This is a genomic window from Pseudoalteromonas sp. SR44-5 (assembly GCF_014163675.1).
GTDB classification, from domain to species: Bacteria; Pseudomonadota; Gammaproteobacteria; order Enterobacterales; family Alteromonadaceae; genus Pseudoalteromonas; species Pseudoalteromonas rhizosphaerae.
The window spans coordinates 184,981-206,759 of the sequence record NZ_JACJDT010000004.1; the positions used below are offsets into that span (position 1 = coordinate 184,981).

Annotated in this window: 17 protein-coding genes and 1 tRNA gene; 10 read left to right on the plus strand and 8 right to left on the minus strand. The window is 40.7% G+C overall.

Annotation, left to right across the window (positions count from 1 at the left end):
* Positions 1–191 precede the first annotated feature (191 nt).
* Positions 192–1,565 (plus strand): NADP-dependent phosphogluconate dehydrogenase, encoded by a 1,374-nt coding sequence (gndA, locus tag H5154_RS03785; protein WP_182717440.1) that lies wholly within the window; start codon positions 192–194, stop codon positions 1,563–1,565.
* An 85-nt stretch (positions 1,566–1,650) separates the two neighbouring features.
* Here gndA and ansA read toward each other — a convergent pair whose 3' ends face one another.
* The gene (gene ansA, locus H5154_RS03790) at positions 1,651–2,661 is read right to left on the minus strand and encodes an asparaginase (protein ID WP_182717441.1); all 1,011 of its coding nucleotides are present in this window, start codon (positions 2,659–2,661) and stop codon (positions 1,651–1,653) included.
* A 70-nt stretch (positions 2,662–2,731) separates the two neighbouring features.
* A complete protein-coding gene (gene sppA / locus H5154_RS03795) occupies positions 2,732–4,597 on the minus strand; it encodes a signal peptide peptidase SppA (RefSeq protein ID WP_182717442.1) in 1,866 nt (621 codons plus the stop codon).
* A gap of 218 nt (positions 4,598–4,815) precedes the next feature.
* On the opposite strand from sppA, the gene H5154_RS03800 reads away from it, so the two are divergent.
* From H5154_RS03800 to H5154_RS03830, 7 genes are all read left to right on the plus strand, one after another.
* Positions 4,816–6,777 carry an FAD-dependent oxidoreductase gene (locus H5154_RS03800; protein ID WP_182717443.1) on the plus strand — a complete coding sequence of 654 codons (1,962 nt, stop codon included), beginning with the start codon at positions 4,816–4,818 and terminating at the stop codon, positions 6,775–6,777.
* A gap of 64 nt (positions 6,778–6,841) precedes the next feature.
* On the plus strand, positions 6,842–7,519 hold the full coding sequence (locus tag H5154_RS03805; protein WP_149982495.1) for a DoxX family protein: 678 nt from the start codon (positions 6,842–6,844) through the stop codon (positions 7,517–7,519).
* Between the two features lie 114 nt (positions 7,520–7,633).
* The gene (locus H5154_RS03810) at positions 7,634–8,182 is read left to right on the plus strand and encodes an NAD(P)H nitroreductase (RefSeq protein ID WP_182717444.1); all 549 of its coding nucleotides are present in this window, start codon (positions 7,634–7,636) and stop codon (positions 8,180–8,182) included.
* A 202-nt stretch (positions 8,183–8,384) separates the two neighbouring features.
* Complete coding sequence (locus H5154_RS03815; protein WP_182717445.1) at positions 8,385–8,762, plus strand: hypothetical protein; 378 nt, start codon at positions 8,385–8,387, stop codon at positions 8,760–8,762.
* A 101-nt stretch (positions 8,763–8,863) separates the two neighbouring features.
* Positions 8,864–8,954: transfer RNA gene (locus tag H5154_RS03820), tRNA-Ser, on the plus strand.
* A 49-nt stretch (positions 8,955–9,003) separates the two neighbouring features.
* Complete coding sequence (locus H5154_RS03825; protein WP_182717446.1) at positions 9,004–9,390, plus strand: hypothetical protein; 387 nt, start codon at positions 9,004–9,006, stop codon at positions 9,388–9,390.
* A 104-nt stretch (positions 9,391–9,494) separates the two neighbouring features.
* Positions 9,495–10,112, plus strand: coding sequence for an FKBP-type peptidyl-prolyl cis-trans isomerase (locus H5154_RS03830; protein ID WP_182717447.1), 618 nt, complete (start codon positions 9,495–9,497; stop codon positions 10,110–10,112).
* A gap of 70 nt (positions 10,113–10,182) precedes the next feature.
* On the opposite strand, the gene H5154_RS03835 is transcribed toward H5154_RS03830, so the two are convergent.
* Complete coding sequence (locus H5154_RS03835; RefSeq protein WP_182717448.1) at positions 10,183–12,585, minus strand: TonB-dependent receptor domain-containing protein; 2,403 nt, start codon at positions 12,583–12,585, stop codon at positions 10,183–10,185.
* 149 nt (positions 12,586–12,734) lie between these two features.
* Between H5154_RS03835 and H5154_RS03840 the strand changes: the two genes are divergently transcribed.
* On the plus strand, positions 12,735–13,262 hold the full coding sequence (locus H5154_RS03840; protein WP_182717449.1) for a YaeQ family protein: 528 nt from the start codon (positions 12,735–12,737) through the stop codon (positions 13,260–13,262).
* 4 nt (positions 13,263–13,266) lie between these two features.
* Here H5154_RS03840 and yfaE read toward each other — a convergent pair whose 3' ends face one another.
* The 5 genes from yfaE to ubiG form a co-directional block, all read right to left on the minus strand.
* Positions 13,267–13,539 (minus strand): class I ribonucleotide reductase maintenance protein YfaE, encoded by a 273-nt coding sequence (yfaE, locus tag H5154_RS03845; RefSeq protein WP_145233207.1) that lies wholly within the window; start codon positions 13,537–13,539, stop codon positions 13,267–13,269.
* On the minus strand, positions 13,539–14,669 hold the full coding sequence (gene nrdB, locus H5154_RS03850; RefSeq protein WP_145233209.1) for a class Ia ribonucleoside-diphosphate reductase subunit beta: 1,131 nt from the start codon (positions 14,667–14,669) through the stop codon (positions 13,539–13,541). The genes yfaE and nrdB overlap by 1 nt, the downstream gene beginning before the upstream one ends.
* Before the next feature lie 69 nt (positions 14,670–14,738).
* Complete coding sequence (gene nrdA / locus H5154_RS03855) at positions 14,739–17,021, minus strand: class 1a ribonucleoside-diphosphate reductase subunit alpha (RefSeq protein ID WP_145233211.1); 2,283 nt, start codon at positions 17,019–17,021, stop codon at positions 14,739–14,741.
* Between the two features lie 401 nt (positions 17,022–17,422).
* On the minus strand, positions 17,423–18,106 hold the full coding sequence (locus tag H5154_RS03860) for an HAD family hydrolase (RefSeq protein WP_149982490.1): 684 nt from the start codon (positions 18,104–18,106) through the stop codon (positions 17,423–17,425).
* Positions 18,106–18,816, minus strand: a complete 711-nt coding sequence (ubiG, locus tag H5154_RS03865; protein WP_145233215.1) for a bifunctional 2-polyprenyl-6-hydroxyphenol methylase/3-demethylubiquinol 3-O-methyltransferase UbiG — start codon at positions 18,814–18,816, stop codon at positions 18,106–18,108. Before ubiG ends, H5154_RS03860 begins: the two co-directional genes overlap by 1 nt.
* A gap of 179 nt (positions 18,817–18,995) precedes the next feature.
* Here ubiG and gyrA point away from each other — a divergent pair, with 179 nt between their 5' ends.
* A complete protein-coding gene (gyrA, locus tag H5154_RS03870) occupies positions 18,996–21,695 on the plus strand; it encodes a DNA topoisomerase (ATP-hydrolyzing) subunit A (protein WP_182717450.1) in 2,700 nt (899 codons plus the stop codon).
* Positions 21,696–21,779: the final 84 nt, after the last annotated feature.

Sequence of the window (21,779 nt, forward strand, 5' to 3'; positions counted from 1 at the left end):
AAATCCATATCAGGAAAATTTATCGCCCCGAGGCAACGGTTGTTTGATATAATCACTGTATCTTGCGTGTTTGTCTTGCGCAAAGCGTTGTATCTGTTGTCTAGGCTCGCAATTTTAAGTGGCTTGGGTATATAATGCGCGCGGTATTATTTCATTTACTAACCAATAGTTGTTACCGAGGAGGACACTAAATGCAAGTTGCATTAGTAGGGTTAGGCGTTATGGGTAAAAATCTTGCTCTCAACTTGATTGAACAAGGGATGACGCTAGTAGCTTATGATAAAAACCCAGACGCGGGCGAAGAGCTATTAAGCTGTGCTAAATTACAAGGCATGGCAGATCGTCTGCACATTGTGTCTGATTTAGGTGATATGGTAAAACGGTTAACGCCGCCTCGCTCAATTTTGTTATTAGTGCCAGCGGGTGAGTTAGTCGATAAAGTTTGCAGCGATTTAGTTGATGCAGGCGTTGATTGTGACGATATTATCGTCGATTGTGGCAATAGTAATTATAAAGACGGTATTACTCGTAAACTTAAATATCAAAATAAATTTGAATTTGCCACGATGGGTATTTCTGGCGGTGCCGAAGGCGCGCGTCATGGTCCTGCGATGATGGCAAGTGGTTCAGAAGGCGGCTGGGAACGCGTTGAGCCATGGTTTGAAAAAGTAGCAGCAAGCTACAAAGGTGAATCGTGTTTTGCCCGTGTTGGTCAATCAGCCAGTGGTCACTTTGTAAAAATGGTGCACAACGGAATTGAATATGCATTAATGCAACTAATCGCAGAAATGTATCAATTATTACGCTTAGGCACTAACCGCACTCCACATGAAGTTGCAGAGATTTTTAATCAATGGTCTGAAGGCACACTCAATAGCTATTTATTATCTATCTCAAGTCATATTTTATCGTTAGAAACCGATGCGGGTGAAGCGTTAGTTGATTTGATTGATAATAAAGTTGGCGCGAAAGGCACTGGTTTGTGGACGGCACAAAATGCATTAGAACTGGGTATCGCCGTTCCTTCATTGGTTGCAGCTGTGCAAGCGCGTCACTTAACCAATACTGGTGACACACATGCAGCGAAAGAAATGACCTATGCAGCTAAATCAACTTCACAGGTTGAATTAGATTTAGATGAACTTAAAGATGCCTTCTTGTTTGCAAGTTTACTGGCTTATCGTCAAGGCCTTGCGCTGATCAAAGGTGCATCACGTGCACATCAATGGAAAGTCGATTTATCTAAAACACTGCAAACGTGGCGTGCTGGTTGTATTATCCGTGCTGATTACTTAGATAACATCGCTGAAGGTGTTGAGTTTATCGACACTTTAGAAAAAGAGTCATTAGCGCTGCGTAAGATAGCAGGTCAAGCAATGATGACTGGATTAGCATTTCCGGTACTTAGCTCAACGCAAACGTATTTTGCGACGTTGACGACACCAAGCAATGGTCATCTCGTACAAGCACAGCGAGATTATTTTGGTGAGCATGGCATTAAAACTCATAGTGGTGAGGTATGTCATTTAACTGATTTAGTAGAGATTGACGCGAAAGTACGTTAATTAGACCAATAGGTTTAAATGAAAGGCACGCTAATTAGCGTGCCTTTTTAATTTAAAAAATAGTTTTTATTATAAAGCGCTCAGCTTATCTACTTAACTCACCACGTAAGTTGTCTTGCATTAAATGGCGAATAGTTTCAATTTCAAGCTTTTGGCTAAATAAGTAATGTAATTTAGTTAAGCATGCCTCTAAGGTCATATCGTAACCGCTGATCACACCAATGTTAAGTAATGCGTTACCAGTTGCATAGCCGCCCATATTTACATGCCCTTTTAAGCACTGGGTTAAATTGACGATAACCATTCCGCGCTTACTTGCGCTGAAGAGGATCTCTAAAAAGTCTGGATCTTGTGGCGCATTGCCCACACCAAAGCTCAATAATACGAGGGCTTTGATATTGTCGTTTACCAGACTTTTAACTACAGCATGACTGATCCCAGGATACAAGTATAAAACACCAATAGGTTGCGGCGTGATGTTGGTGACTTGTAGCTCATTTTCAACATACGGGCTTAACTGGCCTTTTAATAATTGAATATTAATACCTGATAGTGCTAATGGATCTAGGTTAGGGGATGCAAAGGCATCAAAGCCATCGGCATGCGCTTTAGTCGCACGATTGCCGCGAAATAATTGATTATTAAAAAATAAACTAACCTCAGCAATCGGATAATTAGCCGCTAAATACATCGCATTAAGTAAATTTACTTGGCCATCAGAGCGCAATTGCGACAGTGGAATTTGCGAGCCTGTCACTATCACTGGCTTTGTTAAGTTTTCAAACATAAAGGACAAAGCAGATGCGGTATACGCCATGGTATCTGTGCCATGAAGCACGACAAAGCCATCATAATCTTGGTATTTACTTTTAATATCATCTGCGATTAGTTGCCAATGAGCAGGGGACATGTCTGATGAGTCAATCAGCGGGCAATACTCGTGAATATCGAATAAGGGCATTTCATCACGATTAAATTCGGCATTGTTTTCTACGGTTTGTGTTAAAAAACCTTCAGCGGGAATATAGCCTCGACTCGATTTTTTCATCCCAATCGTACCGCCAGTATATGCGATATAAATACGTTTACGTTTCATAAAAAAAGCCCAGTAAAAAAACTGGGCTTAGTATAACGGTTAGTTGCTGCGATTACAGCCTATACACTATTTATTGCGAAATATTACACACTAAGCAGCGGGCATAAATGCCTTGCGGATCGTTGTAATCTTTTAGACCTTCAACCTCAGTTGTTAATTGCTTAACTAAACCATTGATAGATGCTTGGTTTGAGAGTGCGTTTTGTAGCGTACTTTGTGAGCCAATTAGCGATCTAATCGATGCATTTCCAAAAATATCCTGCATTAATTTCTCTTCCGCCGATAGACTCTGCTTAATGGTTTTAACTTCATAAAAATCAAGCTTAGCCAGTTCAGCTGCCGCTTTGATAGCGTCTTGCTTATTGCCTAATTTGTCAACTAAGCCAAGCTCTTGCGCTTGACTTGCAATCCAAACACGGCCTTGTGCAATAGAGTCAACTTGCTCAGGGGTCATATTTCGTGCTTCACCAACAACCTCTAAGAAGCGTTGATAAGCATCTTCTACACTTAGTTGAATAACCTGTGCCATTTTTTCATTAAGCGGGCGAGCGATTGATAGACCAGCCATTTCAGTTGTGGCAACGCCATCTGAATAAACACCTAATTTAGCCATGGTGTTTTCAAAGGTCATAAAGTTACCAAATACACCAATTGAGCCGGTAATTGTGCTCGGTGCTGCCCAAATTTCGTTGGCAGCAGAGGCAATCCAGTAGCCGCCAGAAGCTGCTACTGAGCTCATTGAAGCAACCACTGGTTTACCAGCTGCTTTAAGAGCAAGTACTTCAGCACGAATAACTTCAGAGGCAAACATACTGCCACCGCCAGAATCAATACGCAGTACAACCGCTTTTACTTTATCATCTAAGCGTGCTTTACGTAGTAAGGCCGCTGTAGAGTCACCACCAATTTCACCGGCTTTACGTTCGCCGTCAGAGATAGTACCGCGTGCAACCACAACGGCGACTTTTTCTGTCATTGGGTTATCAAACTCAATCGGCGGTTTAACCAATGAGAGATATTCTTTAAATGATACTTGGTTGAAGGTTTTGCCCGTTTCTTCAGTGCCTACTAAGGCAATTAATTGTTGACGCATTTGTTGATTGGTTTTTAAAGAATCAACCCATTGATGTTCAAGGGCATATTTACCTGAATCGCCATTAACTGCTTGCATTTTAGCCAGAAAAACGTCCATTGTTTCATCAAAGTTTGCTTCATCAAATGGGCGCACAGCGGCAACGTCTTGTTTGTATTCTTTCCACAATGCACCTAGCCATACATTATTAGCTTCTTTTGCTGCATCTGACATATCGTTACGAATAAACGGTTCAACAGCCGATTTAAATGTACCAACACGGAAAATATGCTGAGTGATACCGAGTTTTTCAAGCGCATCTTTAAAATACAATGGGTACATGCCAAAGCCTTGGATCTCTACACCGCCATAAGGGTGCATCGATATTTCATCAGCGTGCGCAGCAATGTAATATTGTGCTTGTGAGTAATAATAACCAGAGGCAATTACTTTTTTGCCGCTCGCTTTAAACCGCTCTAACGCTTGAGTGATTTGTTTTAATTTATTTAAATGCGCGTTAGGCATTTTTTGTAAATCCAGCAAAATCACACTAATGCGTTTATCTTCAGTGGCTTGATCAATTACTTCGATAATATCATCAAGTAAAATTTCAGCCGGCTCGTCGTTGCCCTGTGTTGCATCATTGATGGCAGCTTCAATTGGATCAACGTAAACTTTTTCTTCTACGATTGGACCATTGAGGTTTAGCCTGAGCACCGATGTGTCAGCAACATTGATTTCATTGTCATCGCTTGCGATTGAAACAATGAAAAGAATAACGAGTAACACAAATAAAAAATTGAGGACTAAACGACGAGAAAAGTTAATTCCTGCCCACAGTCCTTTAAATAGCTTTGCAATCAAAATAAATCCTTAGTCTGGTACAACTTATATCTGTCACCATCTTAGCCCAGAATAAAAATTAATTTAACTGTTAAATCGTAACTAAGTATTTATGAGCGAGGTTTTAACCGTGAGAATGTGAAAATATTAGCTAATTTATCGCTTTTGTTGCTTATTGCTTGCCAATCGAGCAAAATTGGCTAATGTATAGAGGTTAGACCAGTTCATTGGGGCAGAGGATGTTAGAACAACAATTACAATTGAAACACACACAGCTACGTAACCGTTTGGTAATGGGCTCAATGCACACGGGGCTTGAAGAGGGATGGCATAATCGAAAACGCCTGCGTGCTTTTTATGAAGCGCGCGCTAAAGGTGGTACTGCGATGCTCATTACGGGGGGCTACAGTCCTAATTTGCGTGGCAAATTAACCCCAATCTCATCGTCTTTTAATAGCTATTATGATGTGTTTAAGCACCGTGCATACACTGATGTTGTCCATCAACACGGCGGTAAGATTTGCTTACAATTATTACATGCTGGACGTTATGCGTATCATCCATTTAATCAAGCACCAAGTGCAATTAAAGCACCTATTAACCCATATCAACCCAAAGCAATGTCGCTCAGTGCAATAAAAAAAACCATCAAAGACTTTGCTCATTCCGCCTATTTAGCACAAAAGGCAGGCTACGATGGCGTTGAAGTGATGGGCTCAGAAGGTTATTTGATTAATGAGTTTATGGCACCGCATACCAATAAACGCTCAGATGAATACGGTGGAAGTTTAGAAAACCGTATGCGTTTAGCGTTAGAGATAGTCAAAGCTGTACGTGCCAAAGTAAATAAAGAATTTTTAATTATCTTTCGATTATCGGTGATGGATTTAATTCCTAATGGGTCAACACCTGAAGAGGTTACGATCCAGGCCAAAGCATTAGAGCAGGCTGGAGTTGATATTTTAAATACTGGCATAGGCTGGCATGAAGCACGAGTACCTACCATTGCGAGTATGGTGCCAGCAGGTGCATTTAAAGAAGCTTCAAAACGTTTAAAAGAAGTGGTATCGGTTCCTGTCATTGCTGTAAATCGTATTAATACTCCTGAGATTGCCAATGAAATTTTAACTGCAGGGGATGCAGATCTGATTTCGATGGCACGACCACTATTAGCCGATCCAGAATTTTTTAATAAATATCAAGCACAACAAAGTAAACACATTAATATTTGTATCGGCTGTAATCAGGGCTGTTTAGATCATGTATTTAAAGGTAAACGAGCAACATGCTTAGTGAATCCTCAAGCGGGGTTTGAGCTAGATTATCCTCTTGAGCTGACCAACAAGGCTAAAAATGTGTTGGTTGTAGGTGCTGGGCCTGCGGGCTTATCTGCCAGTTGTTACTTAGCGCAAAAAGGCCATACGGTAACGCTGATTGATAAAAATACAGATATGGGCGGCCAATTTAATTTAGCGATGCGAATTCCTGGTAAAGAAGATTTCAATCATACCTTGCGTTATTTTATTAATGAACTTGAACGTCTGAAGGTCACGGTAACACTCAATACTCCTTTTACCGATAAAATGCTTGAGCAATACGATGACGTGGTGTTTGCAACGGGTGTGCGCCCGCGTGAGGCAAACTTTACCTGCGCGGATAATAAACGTGTTTTTTCATACGATGAAGTTATTCGAGGCGAAGTTGAATTAGGGCAATCGATTGCAATTTTAGGTGCCGGCGGCATTGGCTTTGATATGGTTGCTTTTTTAAGTGAACATAAAGACCAAAGTATTGCTGATTTTAAATCGCAGTGGGGAATTGAGTGTCAGCCAAGTCCAGATAAAGATAATCGTCAATTGTTTATGCTAAAACGCAGCGCCGGGCGTTTTGGCAGTGAGCTTGGTAAAACAACGGGCTGGATACATCGTCAAGTTGCAAAGCAACATGGTGTAAAACAGATCGCTGATTGTCAGTATCATCATTTTGATAAGCAAGGTCTAAAAATTACTGTGGCAGGAGAGGAGCAGGTGCTACCTGTTGATACAGTGATCGCTTGTATCGGGCAAGTCTCTAATAACGAATTAATGTCGGGGTTAATCGATAATCCTAAAGTACATGTAATTGGCGGGGCCAAATTAGCATCAGCAATTGATGCAAAACGAGCTATTTATGAAGCGCTTCAGGTCGCGCGTAAAATTTAACTGAAATAAACTTTTAATCGTAGCGGTCTTTGTTTAATACATTACAAAAGACTAGACTGCTACGATGAATACATTGATCACACTATATAAAACTTCCCTCCAAAAAATAGCCATTTTTGATGGTATCCCTGCTTTACTATTTAGACTGATACTGGCGCCAGTTATGATCATCGCAGGTTATAACAAGCTAAATATCAGTGGTAATGGTAATGGGTTTTTTGAATTCTTTTTAGCTTCTCCAGATGTTGTTGCTTGGTTTGGTAACCCAGACTGGGGCTTAGGCTTACCTTTTCCTGATTTACTGGCTTTTTTAGCTGGCTGGAGTGAATTTCTCGGTGGCTGGCTGCTCTTAGTTGGTTTATTAACCCGTCTGGTTAGCATACCGCTGATGTTTACTATGGTCGTTGCCGCAACCTCTGTACATTGGCACAATGGCTGGTTTGCGATTGCGCCGACAGATCCAGATACCAGTGCTGCACAAGTACTTGATTGGTTGGCGATCCCCGGTGCAAAAGAAAGTTTAGATAATTCTCGTGAAGTAAAAGAACGTATTGAGAAAATTCGAGGACTTGTACAAGAACATGGTTTCCCAGATTACCTTTATGAAAAGGGTAAACCGTCGATTTTGAATAATGGCATTGAGTTTTCAGCAATTTATTTTGCGATGTTATTGAGTTTATTTTTTACCGGCGGTGGGCGTTTTGTTAGCCTTGATCACTGGTTACGGAAAAGATTCGAATAATCTAAATCTCTACCTGTCAGTTTGCGACGCCCGTCGCAAACTTTCTAACTTTCAAACTTTCTCAGCAATCCCTATCAATGCTATGCTAGTTTCTTTTTTAATTAGAGAATCGCTATGGACGCTATTGAGCTTTTATTGACTCGTCAGTCAGATCCTCGACTGATTGCACCTGCCCCAAACAACAGTCAACTTGATATTATTAAACAAGCAGCGCTTCGTGTGCCTGATCATGGTTGCCTTGCGCCTTGGCAATTTATTGTTGTTGCAGAAGATGCGCGAGAACGACTCGGCGAAATTTATTATCAAAGTGCAGTTGCAGAACAACAAGATGAAAAAGTCATTAATCGTGCCAAAGAGTTACCGCTGCGTGCACCGATGATAATCATTGCCATTGCCAAATATCAAGCGCACCCAAAAGTACCGCGTATCGAACAAGTACAAAGTGCTGGTTGTGCTGTGTTAGCTATGCAACAAGCAGCTTTTGCGCAGGGACTTGGTGGTGTCTGGCGTACTGGTTACTTTGCGCAAAGTGAGGCGGTAAAAGCGGCGTTAAAGCTTGATAATGAAGATGAGATTGTCGGTTACCTGTATTTAGGCACTCCAGAAGTGGACTGTAAAAAGGCTGTTCGTCATAGCCCAGAACACTTTTTCACACACTTATAGTTGCCAAAACGTAATTAATTGGAACTTTGTCGTGTTATTTCAGTCAGAGTGCATTAAGGCTACCTTTGTTATTATCTTTAGGTAGCTTGGCTGTCTGAAGCGCTTGGATGCAATAACCCTCAATACAATGGTTTGTTATTTTTCTGCAGTTTGTTAATGTATGGAGTGTCTTAATTAGAATAACAACAAGAAGACGAGGATAATGGGAAATTTATTTTTACGTGAAAAAGAAAAATGGTTAACGTGGTCCTTATGGGGCTTTGTTGGTGCGGCTATCACTCTTTACACAGCATTTAGTACACAGACTCCTCATTTAATCGCGATCTCATCAACTGCTATTGTGGTTATCTTAGCGTGGTGGATGCAACACACAAGACGATTTGATTTTGGTAGAGCGTTTAAAGTGTGTTGTTACGTGTTGTTTGTGAGTATTTTACCCGCTTTTGTATTGGTGCTTGTACCAAGTGATGATCTAAACCGCTTTGATTTAATCTTTCAGAGCTTAAGTTTTGTAACTTTTAGCTTATTAGTCTGCTTACTGTGTTCGTGGGTCGCGAAACGTCCAAAACAGTATTATTGATGTATTTTTAAGCGCTTCGAGTAATTGTAACGATTAATTTGAACTTTTTTACTTTTAGGGCTTTACAACAAGGCGGCTAACCCCTATTATCCGCGCCGTACGGAGAGATGGCAGAGTGGTCGAATGCACCGGTCTTGAAAACCGGCAGGGGTTTATAGCCCCTCTAGGGTTCAAATCCCTATCTCTCCACCATATTTAAAAAGCCGCCTTATGGGCGGCTTTTTGCTATCTGGAGTTTAAGATGTCACAGCAAAATCAATTAAACACCACACAACGGGTGCTAAAACACATACTGTTATGGTCGGTGTTTGGCTACTGTTATCACAGTGCTATTAACTTACTCGTTAAAATGGCGATGGATGCACAACCAGAGCATGTATTGCTCACAGCTATGCTTTACTGCCTAGGCTTTAATCTATTAGCTGGGCATTTAATTACTAAATATGATAAATACTGGCCAGAAATTGCGGCAATATTTATTGGTTGTATCGGTTTATTAGTCGTGCCGGTGTTATTAGTTGGTACGCAGGCATTACTGAGTCGTCCATTACTTGCTGGTATTTTAATCAGCTTGCCAATCTTGACTTTTGCTGTGCGATTAATAAAGCGAAAACTCACTAAAAACTAGCTCTAAAGAAGCCCAAAAGGGCTTTTTTTTATGATAGCATAGGCGCGTCTTTTAACTGATACCAGCGTTATTAAGCTTGGTATAAACAAAACGTGAAACATATTATGTCAGATAATTTTACTACAGATGCTGAAAAAGCAAGTTACGGTATTGGCCTACAGATGGGTGAGCAACTTAAAGCTAACCCTTTCGAAGGTTTAAACTTAAATTCAGTATTTGCAGGCATGAAAGATGCGTATGTGGGCGGCGATTTCCAAGTTGAGATCCCTGAGATCCAAGCTGCATTCGAAAAAATCAACACTGAAATCCAAGCACGTCGTGAAGAAGAGGCGAAAGTACTTGCAGCTGAAGGCATTGCATTCTTAGAAGAAAATGCAAAACGTGCTGAAATCACAGTGACTGAGTCTGGTCTTCAATATGAAGTACTAGCAACAGGTGAAGGCAACAAGCCAACTGCTGAGTCAACAGTGCGTGTTGATTATCACGGTACACTTATCAACGGTACTGTATTTGACAGCTCTTATGAGCGTGGTCAACCTGCTGAGTTTCCAGTTGGTGGCGTGATCAAAGGCTGGACTGAAGCATTACAAATGATGCCTGAAGGCACCAAATGGCGTATCTATGTTCCTCATGAGCTTGCTTATGGAGAACGTGGTGCCGGTGCTGCAATTGCACCATTCTCAACACTGGTATTTGACGTTGAGCTACACGAAATTCTTTAATTAGAAATTGAGTAATAAAAAGCCGCGCTAATAACTATTAGCGCGGCTTTTTTATGGTTATTTACTGAGTTCAGAAATAACCACGTAGACCAATTCTAAAGTTACGCCCGGGTAGTGGCGCTTCATCTTTAATAAATGAACTATGTACAAAACCCAGTTCATCCGTAATATTATCAACGTTGATATAAAACTGTGTATCTACCGGACCGACACTTAATTGGTAATTTGCTTGCGCATCAAACAGTGTATAGCTATCAGTTGCGGTTTCATAAGCCGTAATATCACGTTGTTCAAAGTAGTGTGTGCCAGTTAAGCTGAACTGCCAATCACTGATATTATACTGTAATTCTGAACCTAACTTATTTGCCGGAATACGCGGTAAATACCCTTCATCATCAGCAAGTTTTGCAGTGGTTGAGTCACCAAATACTTTTACCATCGCATTTGAATTTAATTGATAATGTGCGTCAAATTCAATGCCGTATAATTTCGCATCTTTACTGACAAATTGATAAACAGCCATACCATCATCGTGGCCAGGCTCTGCAGCTTCAAGGCCGTGCTCTTCATCAAACACTAACCCCGTGTTCTGCTGATAGTAAAAATTGGCAATGTCGTTATAGAAAAAGTTAACCGTATAACCAAAATCGCCACTAAAGCGTCTAAAGCCAAAATCAATATTGGTTGATGTTTCTTGTTTGATATTTTCAGGTTCGAAGTGAATTTCACCGTCTTCTATCGCGTAGCCTAAACCAAGCTCATAGGTGCCAGTTGCAATATGGACACCATTTGATAATAGCTCGGCTGATAACGGTGCGCGTTCAGAGTGTGACACGCTCAGCGCAATACTTTGTCCGGGTGTATATTGCCAAATAGCGCCTGCTGAAGCGCTCAGATTAGTAAAGCTTTTACTGTAAGGCGTTATTTCATTGGCATGTTCATCAGTATGATCATCTTCATGGTCATGGTCATGGTCATGGTCATGCGCAGCAGCACCGACATTACTATCAATATTATAATCTTCAATACGCGCACCTAATTCTAATGTCACGTCGCCAAACTGTTTTTCTTCGAGGATAAATAATGCATGAGTAGTCGTTTTGCTAGCGGGTGTGAAGGCTTCTTCACCATCGGCATCATAATCAGAGTCACTAAAATGATAACCAGCCATACCATGCCAATTACCTAACTTATGCTCAATATTTAAACGTGCTTCAGTGGTTTCATTACTAAAGATAGTACCGATCGCGCCATCTTCAATTTCAGCATGGCGATAATCAGTATAACCTAGACGTAAATTAATAGTTTCAATCCAGTTGTTGTGTAATGCATAGCTCATCAAACCTTGCCAGCGATCTTGTTCTACACGCGCATAAACGGCTTCTTCTTCGCCTTCATCATGCTCGTGTTCGTGATCATGGCCATGTTCATGTTCATGGCTATGTGCTGGAATACCGTAGTCGGTTTCAATACGGCCATAAGAAACACCTAGCGTTAAATGCTCACCTACATAGCTGGTACCAAAGTTAACGGTTTGGCTATCAATAAAGGTATTTTTTACCGAGGTGGCTGTTTCATGCTCTTCTTCGTCATGACCCTCATGATCTTCGTGCTCTTCTTCAGGTAAGTTAAAACGCGGAGTTTGGTAGTCATCACCAGTGCGTTTGGTACCGTCAAAATGGAAGTTAAAGTTGTTATGGCCCGTCTCAAGCTTGGCAGCATAGGTGTTGGCATTTGAAACCGTGTCATGGCTGTATTCAACAGCCCCAGTTAACTGCTCGATATTATCAGTTGGAATGCGGTTATCTACTACGTTAACTACGCCACCAATCGCGCCTGAGCCATAAAGTAGCGTAGCTGGGCCACGCAAAACTTCAATCTGTTCTGCAGCTAGGCTGTCATTCGATGTTGCGTGATCTGGGCCAATACGTGACGCATCGCTGCTGTCTAAGCCATTTTGGGTGATTTTAACGCGAGGGCCATCTAGGCCACGGATTATAGGGCTAGATGAAACAGGGCCAAAATAGCTGGCATTAACACCCGGAAGGCCTTTGAGCGTTTCGCCTAACGTGGGTTTTGCTTTATTGCGCAGTTCATCACCACTGAGTACACTCACTGGTGAAATCATCTCTAAGCTATTTTTATGCAGGGCGGAGGCATACACAACGACAGATTCAACTGACGTAGGTACAAGCGTGATATTTAGAGCAGAACTGGTTTCAGTTACTTGAACTCTAGCATCAACAAAATTATTTTTACTAATATGTAATTGGCTATTAGCATCAATATTAATACTAAATCGGCCATTCTCGTCAGTTTTAATTGACTGTGCTTTACCGTGTACGTGCACATCGGCATAGCTGAGTGGTTGCTTGTTATTGTCAAAAACTTGCCCAGTTACCAGCGCAGCATGAGCAGAAAAAGAGCTTAAAGCAGTGATAATTGCAGTTGATATTAATGAATGTCGGATCATGGTTACTACGTTGTTGCTATTATGTTGTGATATAATATAACACCATCATTTGTGCTGATCAATAATGTTATACCATAACTTTAAAATAAACGTGCTTATATCAGATTGGGCTATACTCAATAGGAGTAACGGCGAGACTGGTGAATATTATGTCTGATAAAACACGTATTTTTAAAGCGCGATTTAGCATAGCTGATCTGCGTCATCAGCGTAATCACAAAGAAATTTTTACCACAGCGTTGACTAAAAATGAAACACTGGAGCATTTTGTTTTAAAGCTGTTAGGCTATTGTATTTTATCTTATGACAGCCATGCAGTGCTTAATAAACTTGCTGATAAACTACAGCCAGATGTAGGAATTCAAGCGTTGGATGAACATTATAAAACCTGGTTAAGTGTTGATAAACCTGACCTTGATGAATTAGTTAAGATCGCTAAGCAAGTGGATGAATTATTAATTTTAACAACGGGCAATAGTGAATGGTTAACGCAATCTCAGTCACGGTTAAAGTTATTTGATAATAGCCATATTATTGAGATTGACCAGCAGTTTATTGATGATATTCAGGTGGATTTAACCCGCAGTTTAAATTGGGATGTAACCATAGATGAAAGTAGTTTAATGATCAGTGATAAAATACATTGCTATGAAACAAAGCAGTTTGACTGGCATTAACAAATTACTTCAAATTGAGAGTGATATTGCCATCGGGTTTACAGCAGCACAGCAGTACTTCTCCATCACGTACAAAGGCGAGTGGTTCTTCGTTATAGGTGACTTGCCCTGCTACTAGGGTTGCTCTACAGGCACCACAATATCCTTCTCTACACTGAAAAGGAATTTCATATTGCTGTTGTTCTAGGCAGTCTAAAAGGGAATGACAGCCAGTGTCAAAATCTACACACTGGCTATTATCTGCAAAGTGGATCTTTGCAGTTTTGTTGCTGGTCATTAGAGATCGAAGTCACCGAAATCAGAGGCATTAACTTGAGAGTCAATTTGGCCTACAAGGTATGAGCTGATCTCCGCTTCTTGTGGAGCAACTTGTACATTGTCTGACACTAACCATGAATTGATCCATGGGATAGGGTTACTGCTGGTTTTAAACTGTGTTGGTAAACCAACTGCAGTCATACGAGCATTAGTAATGTACTCAACGTATTGGCATAAAATATCTTTGTTTAAGCCAATCATTGAACCATCTTTAAACAGGTATTCAGCCCATTCTTTTTCTTGTTCAGCAGCATCAACAAACATCTTGATCGCTTCATCACGACACTGGGCTGCTACGATAGCCATTTCAGGATCGTCTTTACCATCTTGCATAATATTCAAAATATGCTGAGTACCAGAAAGATGAAGCGCTTCATCACGGGCGATCAGCTTAATAATTTTAGCGTTACCTTCCATTAATTCTCGCTCTGCAAACGCAAATGAACAGGCAAAGCTGACATAAAAACGGATCGCTTCTAAGATATTCACTGACATCATTGCAAGGTATAAAAGCTTTTTAAGTTCAAATAAACTGATATGAACTGTTTCGCCATTAAGTTCATGTTTACCTTCACCGTATAAGTTATACACAGCCACTTTATTAATTAATTCATCGTAATATTTAGTTACGGCATCAGCACGTTCACTGATCTTTTCGTTACTAACAATATCATCAAAAATAAGCTCAGGGGCTTGGGTAACGTTACGAATAATATGTGTATATGAACGGCTATGGATTGTTTCACTAAATGCCCATGTTTCAATCCAGGTCTCAAGTTCTGGGATCGACACAATTGGCAGTAACGCAACATTAGGCGAGCGACCTTGCACACTATCAAGCAATGTTTGATATTTTAAGTTACTTAAAAAGATATGTTTTTCGTGATCAGGTAAAGCCTGAAAATCTAACCGATCTTTACTTACATCGACTTCTTCAGGACGCCAAAAAAACGATAGTTGTTTTTCAATTAGCTTTTCGAAAATAGGGTACTTCTGTTGATCATAACGCGATACGTTAACGGTTTGGCCGAAAAACATCGGTTCTTGTAATTGGTTATTATGGTTTCGGCTAAAAGTAGTATAAGACATAAGATCACTCAAAAAACGAACAGGGCAAAGCGGGCGTATAGCCCGCTTCCAATTTATATTTATTACCGATTAGATTTTACACGCACCGCCTGCACAATCATCATCTTCCACTTCTGGTGTATCTTCTTGCATATCAGATGCACCATCACGGGTGTTATGGTAGTAAAGGGTTTTAACGCCAAGTTTGTAAGCACCCAGTAAATCTTGTAATAAGACCTTCATTGGTACTTTACCACCTTCAAACTTATTTGGATCGTAGTTAGTATTGGCAGAGATTGTTTGGTCAACAAACTTTTGCATAATACCCACTAATTCTAAATAACCTTTATTTGATGGGATATCCCACAATAATTCATAATTATTTTTAAGGCGTTCATACTCAGGTACAACTTGTTTTAAAATACCATCTTTACTGGCTTTAACACTGATATGACCACGTGGTGGTTCAATACCATTAGTTGCATTTGAAATTTGCGACGATGTCTCAGATGGCATCAACGCAGATAACGTTGAGTTACGCATACCATGCTCTTTAATATTGGCACGTAATGTATCCCAATCTAAATGCAATGGTTCATCACAAATTTTATCCAAATCACGTTTGTACGTATCGGTTGGCATAATACCTTGCGAATACGTTGTTTCGTTAAATTTAGGACATGCACCACGTTCTTTAGCCAGTTCATTTGAGGCTTTCATCAGGTAATACTGAATTGCTTCAAATGTTTTGTGAGTCAATGCATTGGCACTGCCATCAGAATAACGTTTGCCATTTTTAGCAAGGTAATATGCGTAGTTGATTACGCCTATTCCGAGTGTACGACGGCCCATCGTTGCATTATGTGCTGCTGGCACCGGGTAGTCTTGGAAATCCAGTAAGTTATCAAGTGCACGTACCGCAAGTTCTGCAAGCTCTTCAAGTTCATCCAGTGACTCAATCGCACCTAAGTTAAAGGCCGACAGCGTACACAGTGCAATTTCACCTTCTTCATCATTAACATTGTTAAGTGGTTTTGTTGGTAATGCAATTTCTAAACATAAGTTAGATTGGCGAATTGGTGCCACTTTAGCGATGAACGGGCTGTGTGTATTACAGTGGTCAACGTTTTGTAAATAGATGCGGCCAGTGCTAGCACGCTCTTGTGCAAACATTGAAAACAGCTCAATCGCTTTAATACGTTTTTTACGAATTGACTCGTCTTGTTCATATTGTACGTAAAGACGATCAAATTCATCTTGATCTTCAAAAAATGCATCATATAAACCAGGCACATCAGACGGGCTGAATAATGTGATGTAATCATCTTTGATCAAACGTGAGTACATTAGTTTATTAAACTGTACACCGTAATCTAAGTGACGAACGCGGTTATCATCAACACCACGGTTGTTTTTAAGCACTAATAAGTTTTCAACTTCTAGATGCCAAAGTGGATAGAACAGGGTTGCTGCGCCACCACGGACACCACCTTGCGAACAACTTTTAACGGCCGTTTGAAAGTGCTTATAAAACGGGATACAACCAGTGTGGTATGCTTCACCATTGCGAATAGGGCTACCTAGTGCGCGAATACGACCAGCATTAATACCAATACCTGCACGTTGCGATACGTATTTTACAATCGCTGATGAGGTTGCATTAATTGAATCTAGGCTGTCACCGCATTCAATCAGTACACATGAACTGAATTGACGCGTAGGGGTACGAACTCCCGCCATAATAGGCGTAGGTAATGAAATTTTGAACAATGACACCGCATCGTAAAAACGCTTTATGTAGTCTAAACGCGTTTCTTTTGGGTAATCAGAGAACAAACTGGCCGCAACTAAAATATATAAAAACTGTGCGCTTTCATAAATTTCACCCGTAACACGGTTTTGTACTAAATATTTACCTTCAAGCTGTTTAACAGCAGCATAGCTGAAGTTTAAATCACGTCCATGATCAAGGTATTCATCCAGTTGATCAATTTCTTGCTCTGTGTAGTCAGCTAGTAAGTGTGCATCGTAACGCTTATCTTCAACTAACTTAACGATATGATCATACAAGCGCGGTGGCTCAAATTGACCATAGGCTTTTTTACGCAAATGGAATACAGCTAAGCGGGCTGATAAATATTGATAATCAGGCGACTCTTTAGAGATCTGATCAGCGGCCGCTTTGATGATGGTTTCATGGATGTCTTCAGTACGAATACCATCATAAAACTGGATGTGCGATTTCAGCTCAACTTGTGAGACAGACACATTATTTAGACCTTCGGCGGCCCAAGCAATAACGCGATGGATCTTATCTAAATCAAGTGACTCTTTACGGCCGTCACGTTTGCTTACAGATAGCTGTTGGTTCATAGTTTTGCCTGTATTCCTTGGGATATAATATTTTTTAGTGACACATTTTTCTTAAAATAAATTTTTTATTGCAATAAAACTGTATTAGCGCGAATTTAATTGAATAACATTTAGCCACAACATCTGGTGTTCATCAAATTCTAGATCACAAGATAGTGTGGTATGCGATCATTTGCAAGGGGCATAAACGCCCCTAATTGTGGATAACGTTGGGATAACATGCTTGTGTTAGTAGCCATTAACCTTTGACCATCTGATTAAAATGAAATTTATAAAAATCAACTGATGATCGATTAAATTTACGCATTTTAAAAATAAATTTTGGCTGCTTTTTTTATCAACAAACAATGTGCAAAAAGTAACACGATCACAATATGTAGTGGTTAAAATTTAACATGGCACTATATATGGTTAAATGCATCAATAGGTGACTGCCAATTAAAATCGGCTTGCCAACTCAATGCTTCAGCTTCACTAGGGATGTAGCCCCACAACGCAGCAGCGCTATGCATGTTTGCAGCCTTGGCTGCAATTATGTCACGCTGCGCATCACCGATATACAAACAACGACTCGGATCAACATCTAACAGTTGGGCTGTATGCAGTAAAGGTAAAGGAGATGGTTTAGCGATATCGAGGGTGTCACCACTGACAATTGCTTGTGCATCTTTGAGTTCAGCAATTGCAGCAACTAATGGAATAGTCAAAAACTCAGGTTTATTAGTCATGATCCCCCATTTGATCTGTTGTTGATCAAGTGCGATCAATAATTGTGCAATTCCAGTAAAGCATTGACTATGGGTGGCAATATTATCTGCGTAGGCAGTTAATAGCTGCTGGCGTAAGTCAGCTTGATTTGGGTGATCGTGCCATTGCTGACCAAATCCAGCTGCAAGCAGCGCCATTGCACCGTTAGAAGCTGCAGGGCGATATATATCAGCGGTTACTGATGGTTGGTTATGATCAGCGAGTACGTAATTTAGCGCAGCCCCTAAATCATCTGCGGTATCGAGTAATGTACCGTCTAAATCAAAAATAAAGGCGTCGTAATCAATTGCGGGGGTTGCTGTGTTAAAACCAGCCATTACGCTAGTTTCTCAAAATGCAGAATATAATTAACGCTTACATCGGTATTTAAGCTGTACTGCTTTGATAAAGGGTTATAACTCAATCCCGCACTAGCACGTACTTTGAGGCCCGCTTGTTCTGCCCATGCAATGAGTTGTGCTGGTTTGATAAACTTTTTATGATCATGGGTTCCATCAGGCACCATCTTCAATAATTTTTCCGCCCCAATAATTGCGTACAAATATGCTTTTGGGGTTTTGTTTAATGTGGAGAAAAATACATCGGCACCAGGTTTCGCTAATTCTGCTACTGCATGAATGATAGATGCAGGGTCTGGCACATGCTCTAACATTTCCATACAAGTAATAGTATCAAAGCGGGCAGGGTGTTCGCTGGCATACTGTTCGGCAGGTATTTTTATATAGTCAACGTTTACACCGGTTTCTAAACTGTGTAGTTTCGCAACGGTTAACGGCTCTTGACCCATATCAATACCAGTCACATGTGCGCCCATTCGCGCCATACTTTCACTCAATATACCGCCACCACAGCCGACATCGAGTGTTTCTTTGTCGAATAAGCCTTTGGCCTTGTCGGCAATAAAATCTAATCTTAATGGATTAATTTCATGAAGGGGTTTAAATTCGCCTTCACGATCCCACCAACGCTCAGCGATGGCTTCAAACTTTGCAATTTCTGCACTATCTACATTCTGATGTTCGGTCATAAAAAACTTCCTCGTCAATCTCAGGCCATTATATAGGGGTAAATTAATAAATCGCAAAGATTTAGCGCCTGTAAATCTAAATAAATTGTGGTAGCATGACTTGGTAATAATAACTAAATCCCCGCAAGCGCCCATATGTGGCACTTTCGTGGGTCAATACTGAAGGAATGTGATATCAAATGACTGATTTCGCCAATGAAATTCTGCCAGTCAATATTGAAGACGAGTTAAAAAACTCCTATTTAGATTACGCAATGAGCGTAATAGTAGGACGAGCACTACCAGACGTACGTGATGGTTTAAAACCTGTTCACCGCCGCGTTTTGTTTGCTATGAACGAGCTTAATAATGATTGGAATAAGCCTTACAAAAAATCAGCCCGTGTGGTTGGTGATGTAATTGGTAAATACCATCCCCATGGCGACAGTGCGGTGTATGACACAATCGTACGTATGGCCCAGCCATTCTCTTTACGTTATATGTTAGTTGACGGCCAAGGTAACTTTGGTTCAGTTGATGGTGACTCAGCAGCAGCAATGCGTTATACCGAAGTCCGTATGGCGAAAATGTCTCATGAGCTTTTGGCTGATCTTGAAAAAGAGACTGTTGATTTTGTACCTAACTATGATGGTACAGAGCAAATTCCTGACGTATTACCGACCAAAGTGCCTAACTTATTAGTGAACGGTTCATCGGGTATTGCGGTAGGTATGGCGACGAACATTCCTCCTCATAACTTAACTGAAGTTGTGAATGGCTGTTTAGCACTTATTCAAAACCCTGAATTAACCATTCATGAACTAATGGATTATATTCCGGGCCCAGATTTTCCAACTGCGGCAATTATCAACGGTAAAAAAGGCATTGAACAAGCCTATTTAACTGGCCGTGGCAAAGTGTACATGCGTGCACGTGCGGAAATTGAAGTTGACGAAAAAACCCATCGTGAAACGATCATCGTTCACGAGATCCCTTATCAAGTAAATAAAGCCCGCTTAATCGAAAAGATTGCTGAGCTTGTTAAAGATAAGAAGATTGAAGGCATTAGTGCATTACGTGATGAATCAGATAAAGACGGTATGCGTATCGTTATCGAGATCAAACGTGGTGACGTAGGCGAAGTGATCTTAAACAACCTTTATGCACAAACTCAGTTACAAACTGTGTTTGGTATGAACATGGTTGCGTTGATCAATAACCAGCCTAAGTGTTTCAACTTAAAAGAAATGCTTGAAGAATTCATCATTCACCGCCGTGAAGTAGTGACCCGTCGTACGGTATTTGACCTACGTAAAGCCCGCGATCGTGCACACATGCTTGAAGGCTTAGCAATTGCACTTGCTAACATTGACCCAATTATCGAGCTTATTCGTAACTCACCAACGCCAGCTGAAGCTAAAGTAGCACTTGCTAGCCGCCCGTGGGAATTAGGTAATGTAAAAGCCATGCTTGAAAAAGCTGGTGAAGCAAATGTTGCCCGTCCAGATTGGTTAGCGGATGACTTAGGCATTCGTGATGGTCAGTATTATATTTCTGAGCAACAAGCCCAAGCAATTCTAGATTTACGCTTACACAAGCTTACAGGTCTTGAACATGAAAAGATTCTAAGCGAATACCAAACGTTATTAGATTTAATTGCCGAGCTTTTATATATTCTTGCTAATCCTGAGCGTTTAATGGAAGTTATCCGCGATGAGTTAGTTGAAATTAAAGAGCAATACGGCGACGAACGTCGTACTGAAATTAATGCAGCGGCTCATGATATTAGTCTTGAAGACTTGATCACTGAAGAAGACGTGGTAGTAACCCTATCTCACGAAGGGTATGTGAAGTATCAGCCATTGTCTGATTACGAAGCACAGCGCCGTGGTGGTAAAGGTAAATCAGCAACCAAGATGAAAGATGAAGATTTCATTGAACGTCTACTAGTTGCTAATACTCACGACACGATTCTTTGTTTCTCAACGGCAGGTCGCTTATATTGGCTTAAAGTGTATCAATTACCACTTGCCAGTCGTGCAGCCCGTGGTAAGCCAATTGTAAACTTATTGCCGCTTGAAGCCGACGAACGTATTACGGCTATCTTGCCAGTACGTGAGTATGAAGAAAATAAATACATCTTTATGGCAACTGCATTTGGTACCGTGAAGAAAACACCATTGACTGCGTATAGCCGTCAACGTGCTAGCGGTATTATTGCCGTTAACTTAAACGACGGTGATAGCTTGATTGGTGTCGATATCACTGATGGTAGCAACGAAATCATGTTGTTTACTGATGCTGGTAAAGTTGTTCGCTTTAAAGAAGCTGAAGAATCACCTGTTTTAGATGAAAATGGCAACCCAGTACTTGGTGAAAACGGTAACCCGGAAATCAAGTTTAAGGGTGTTCGTCAGATGGGCCGAACTGCTACAGGTGTTCGTGGTATTAAGATGCCTGAAGGCCAACGTGTTGTATCATTAATTGTACCTAAGACGAATGGTGCTATCTTAACCGTGACAGAAAACGGCTACGGTAAGCGTACATTGCTCAGTGACTACCCTGCTAAGAGTCGTGCGACTCAAGGTGTGGTATCAATCAAAGTAAGTGAGCGTAACGGTGCTGTAGTTGGTGCTGTACAAGTTGACGATAACGATGAAATCATGATTATCTCTAATCGAGGTACTCTGGTGCGAACTCGTGTTAATGAGGTTTCTACCGTTGGGCGAAATACCCAAGGTGTTATTTTGATAAGAACTATTGACGAAGAGCAAGTAGTTGGTTTACAACGTATCGAAGAGATCGAAATCGATGAGCTTAACGCTATTATCGAAGGTGAAAGCGTTGAACTAGTCGACACTGTTAATGATGACGCTGGGGATAATCCTCCAGAGGCATAACATTAATCATTAAAGCGGCTTCGGCCGCTTTTTTTTACTATAAAAATCAAAAAAATTAATTGTTAAAATTAGCAATTAAAAACA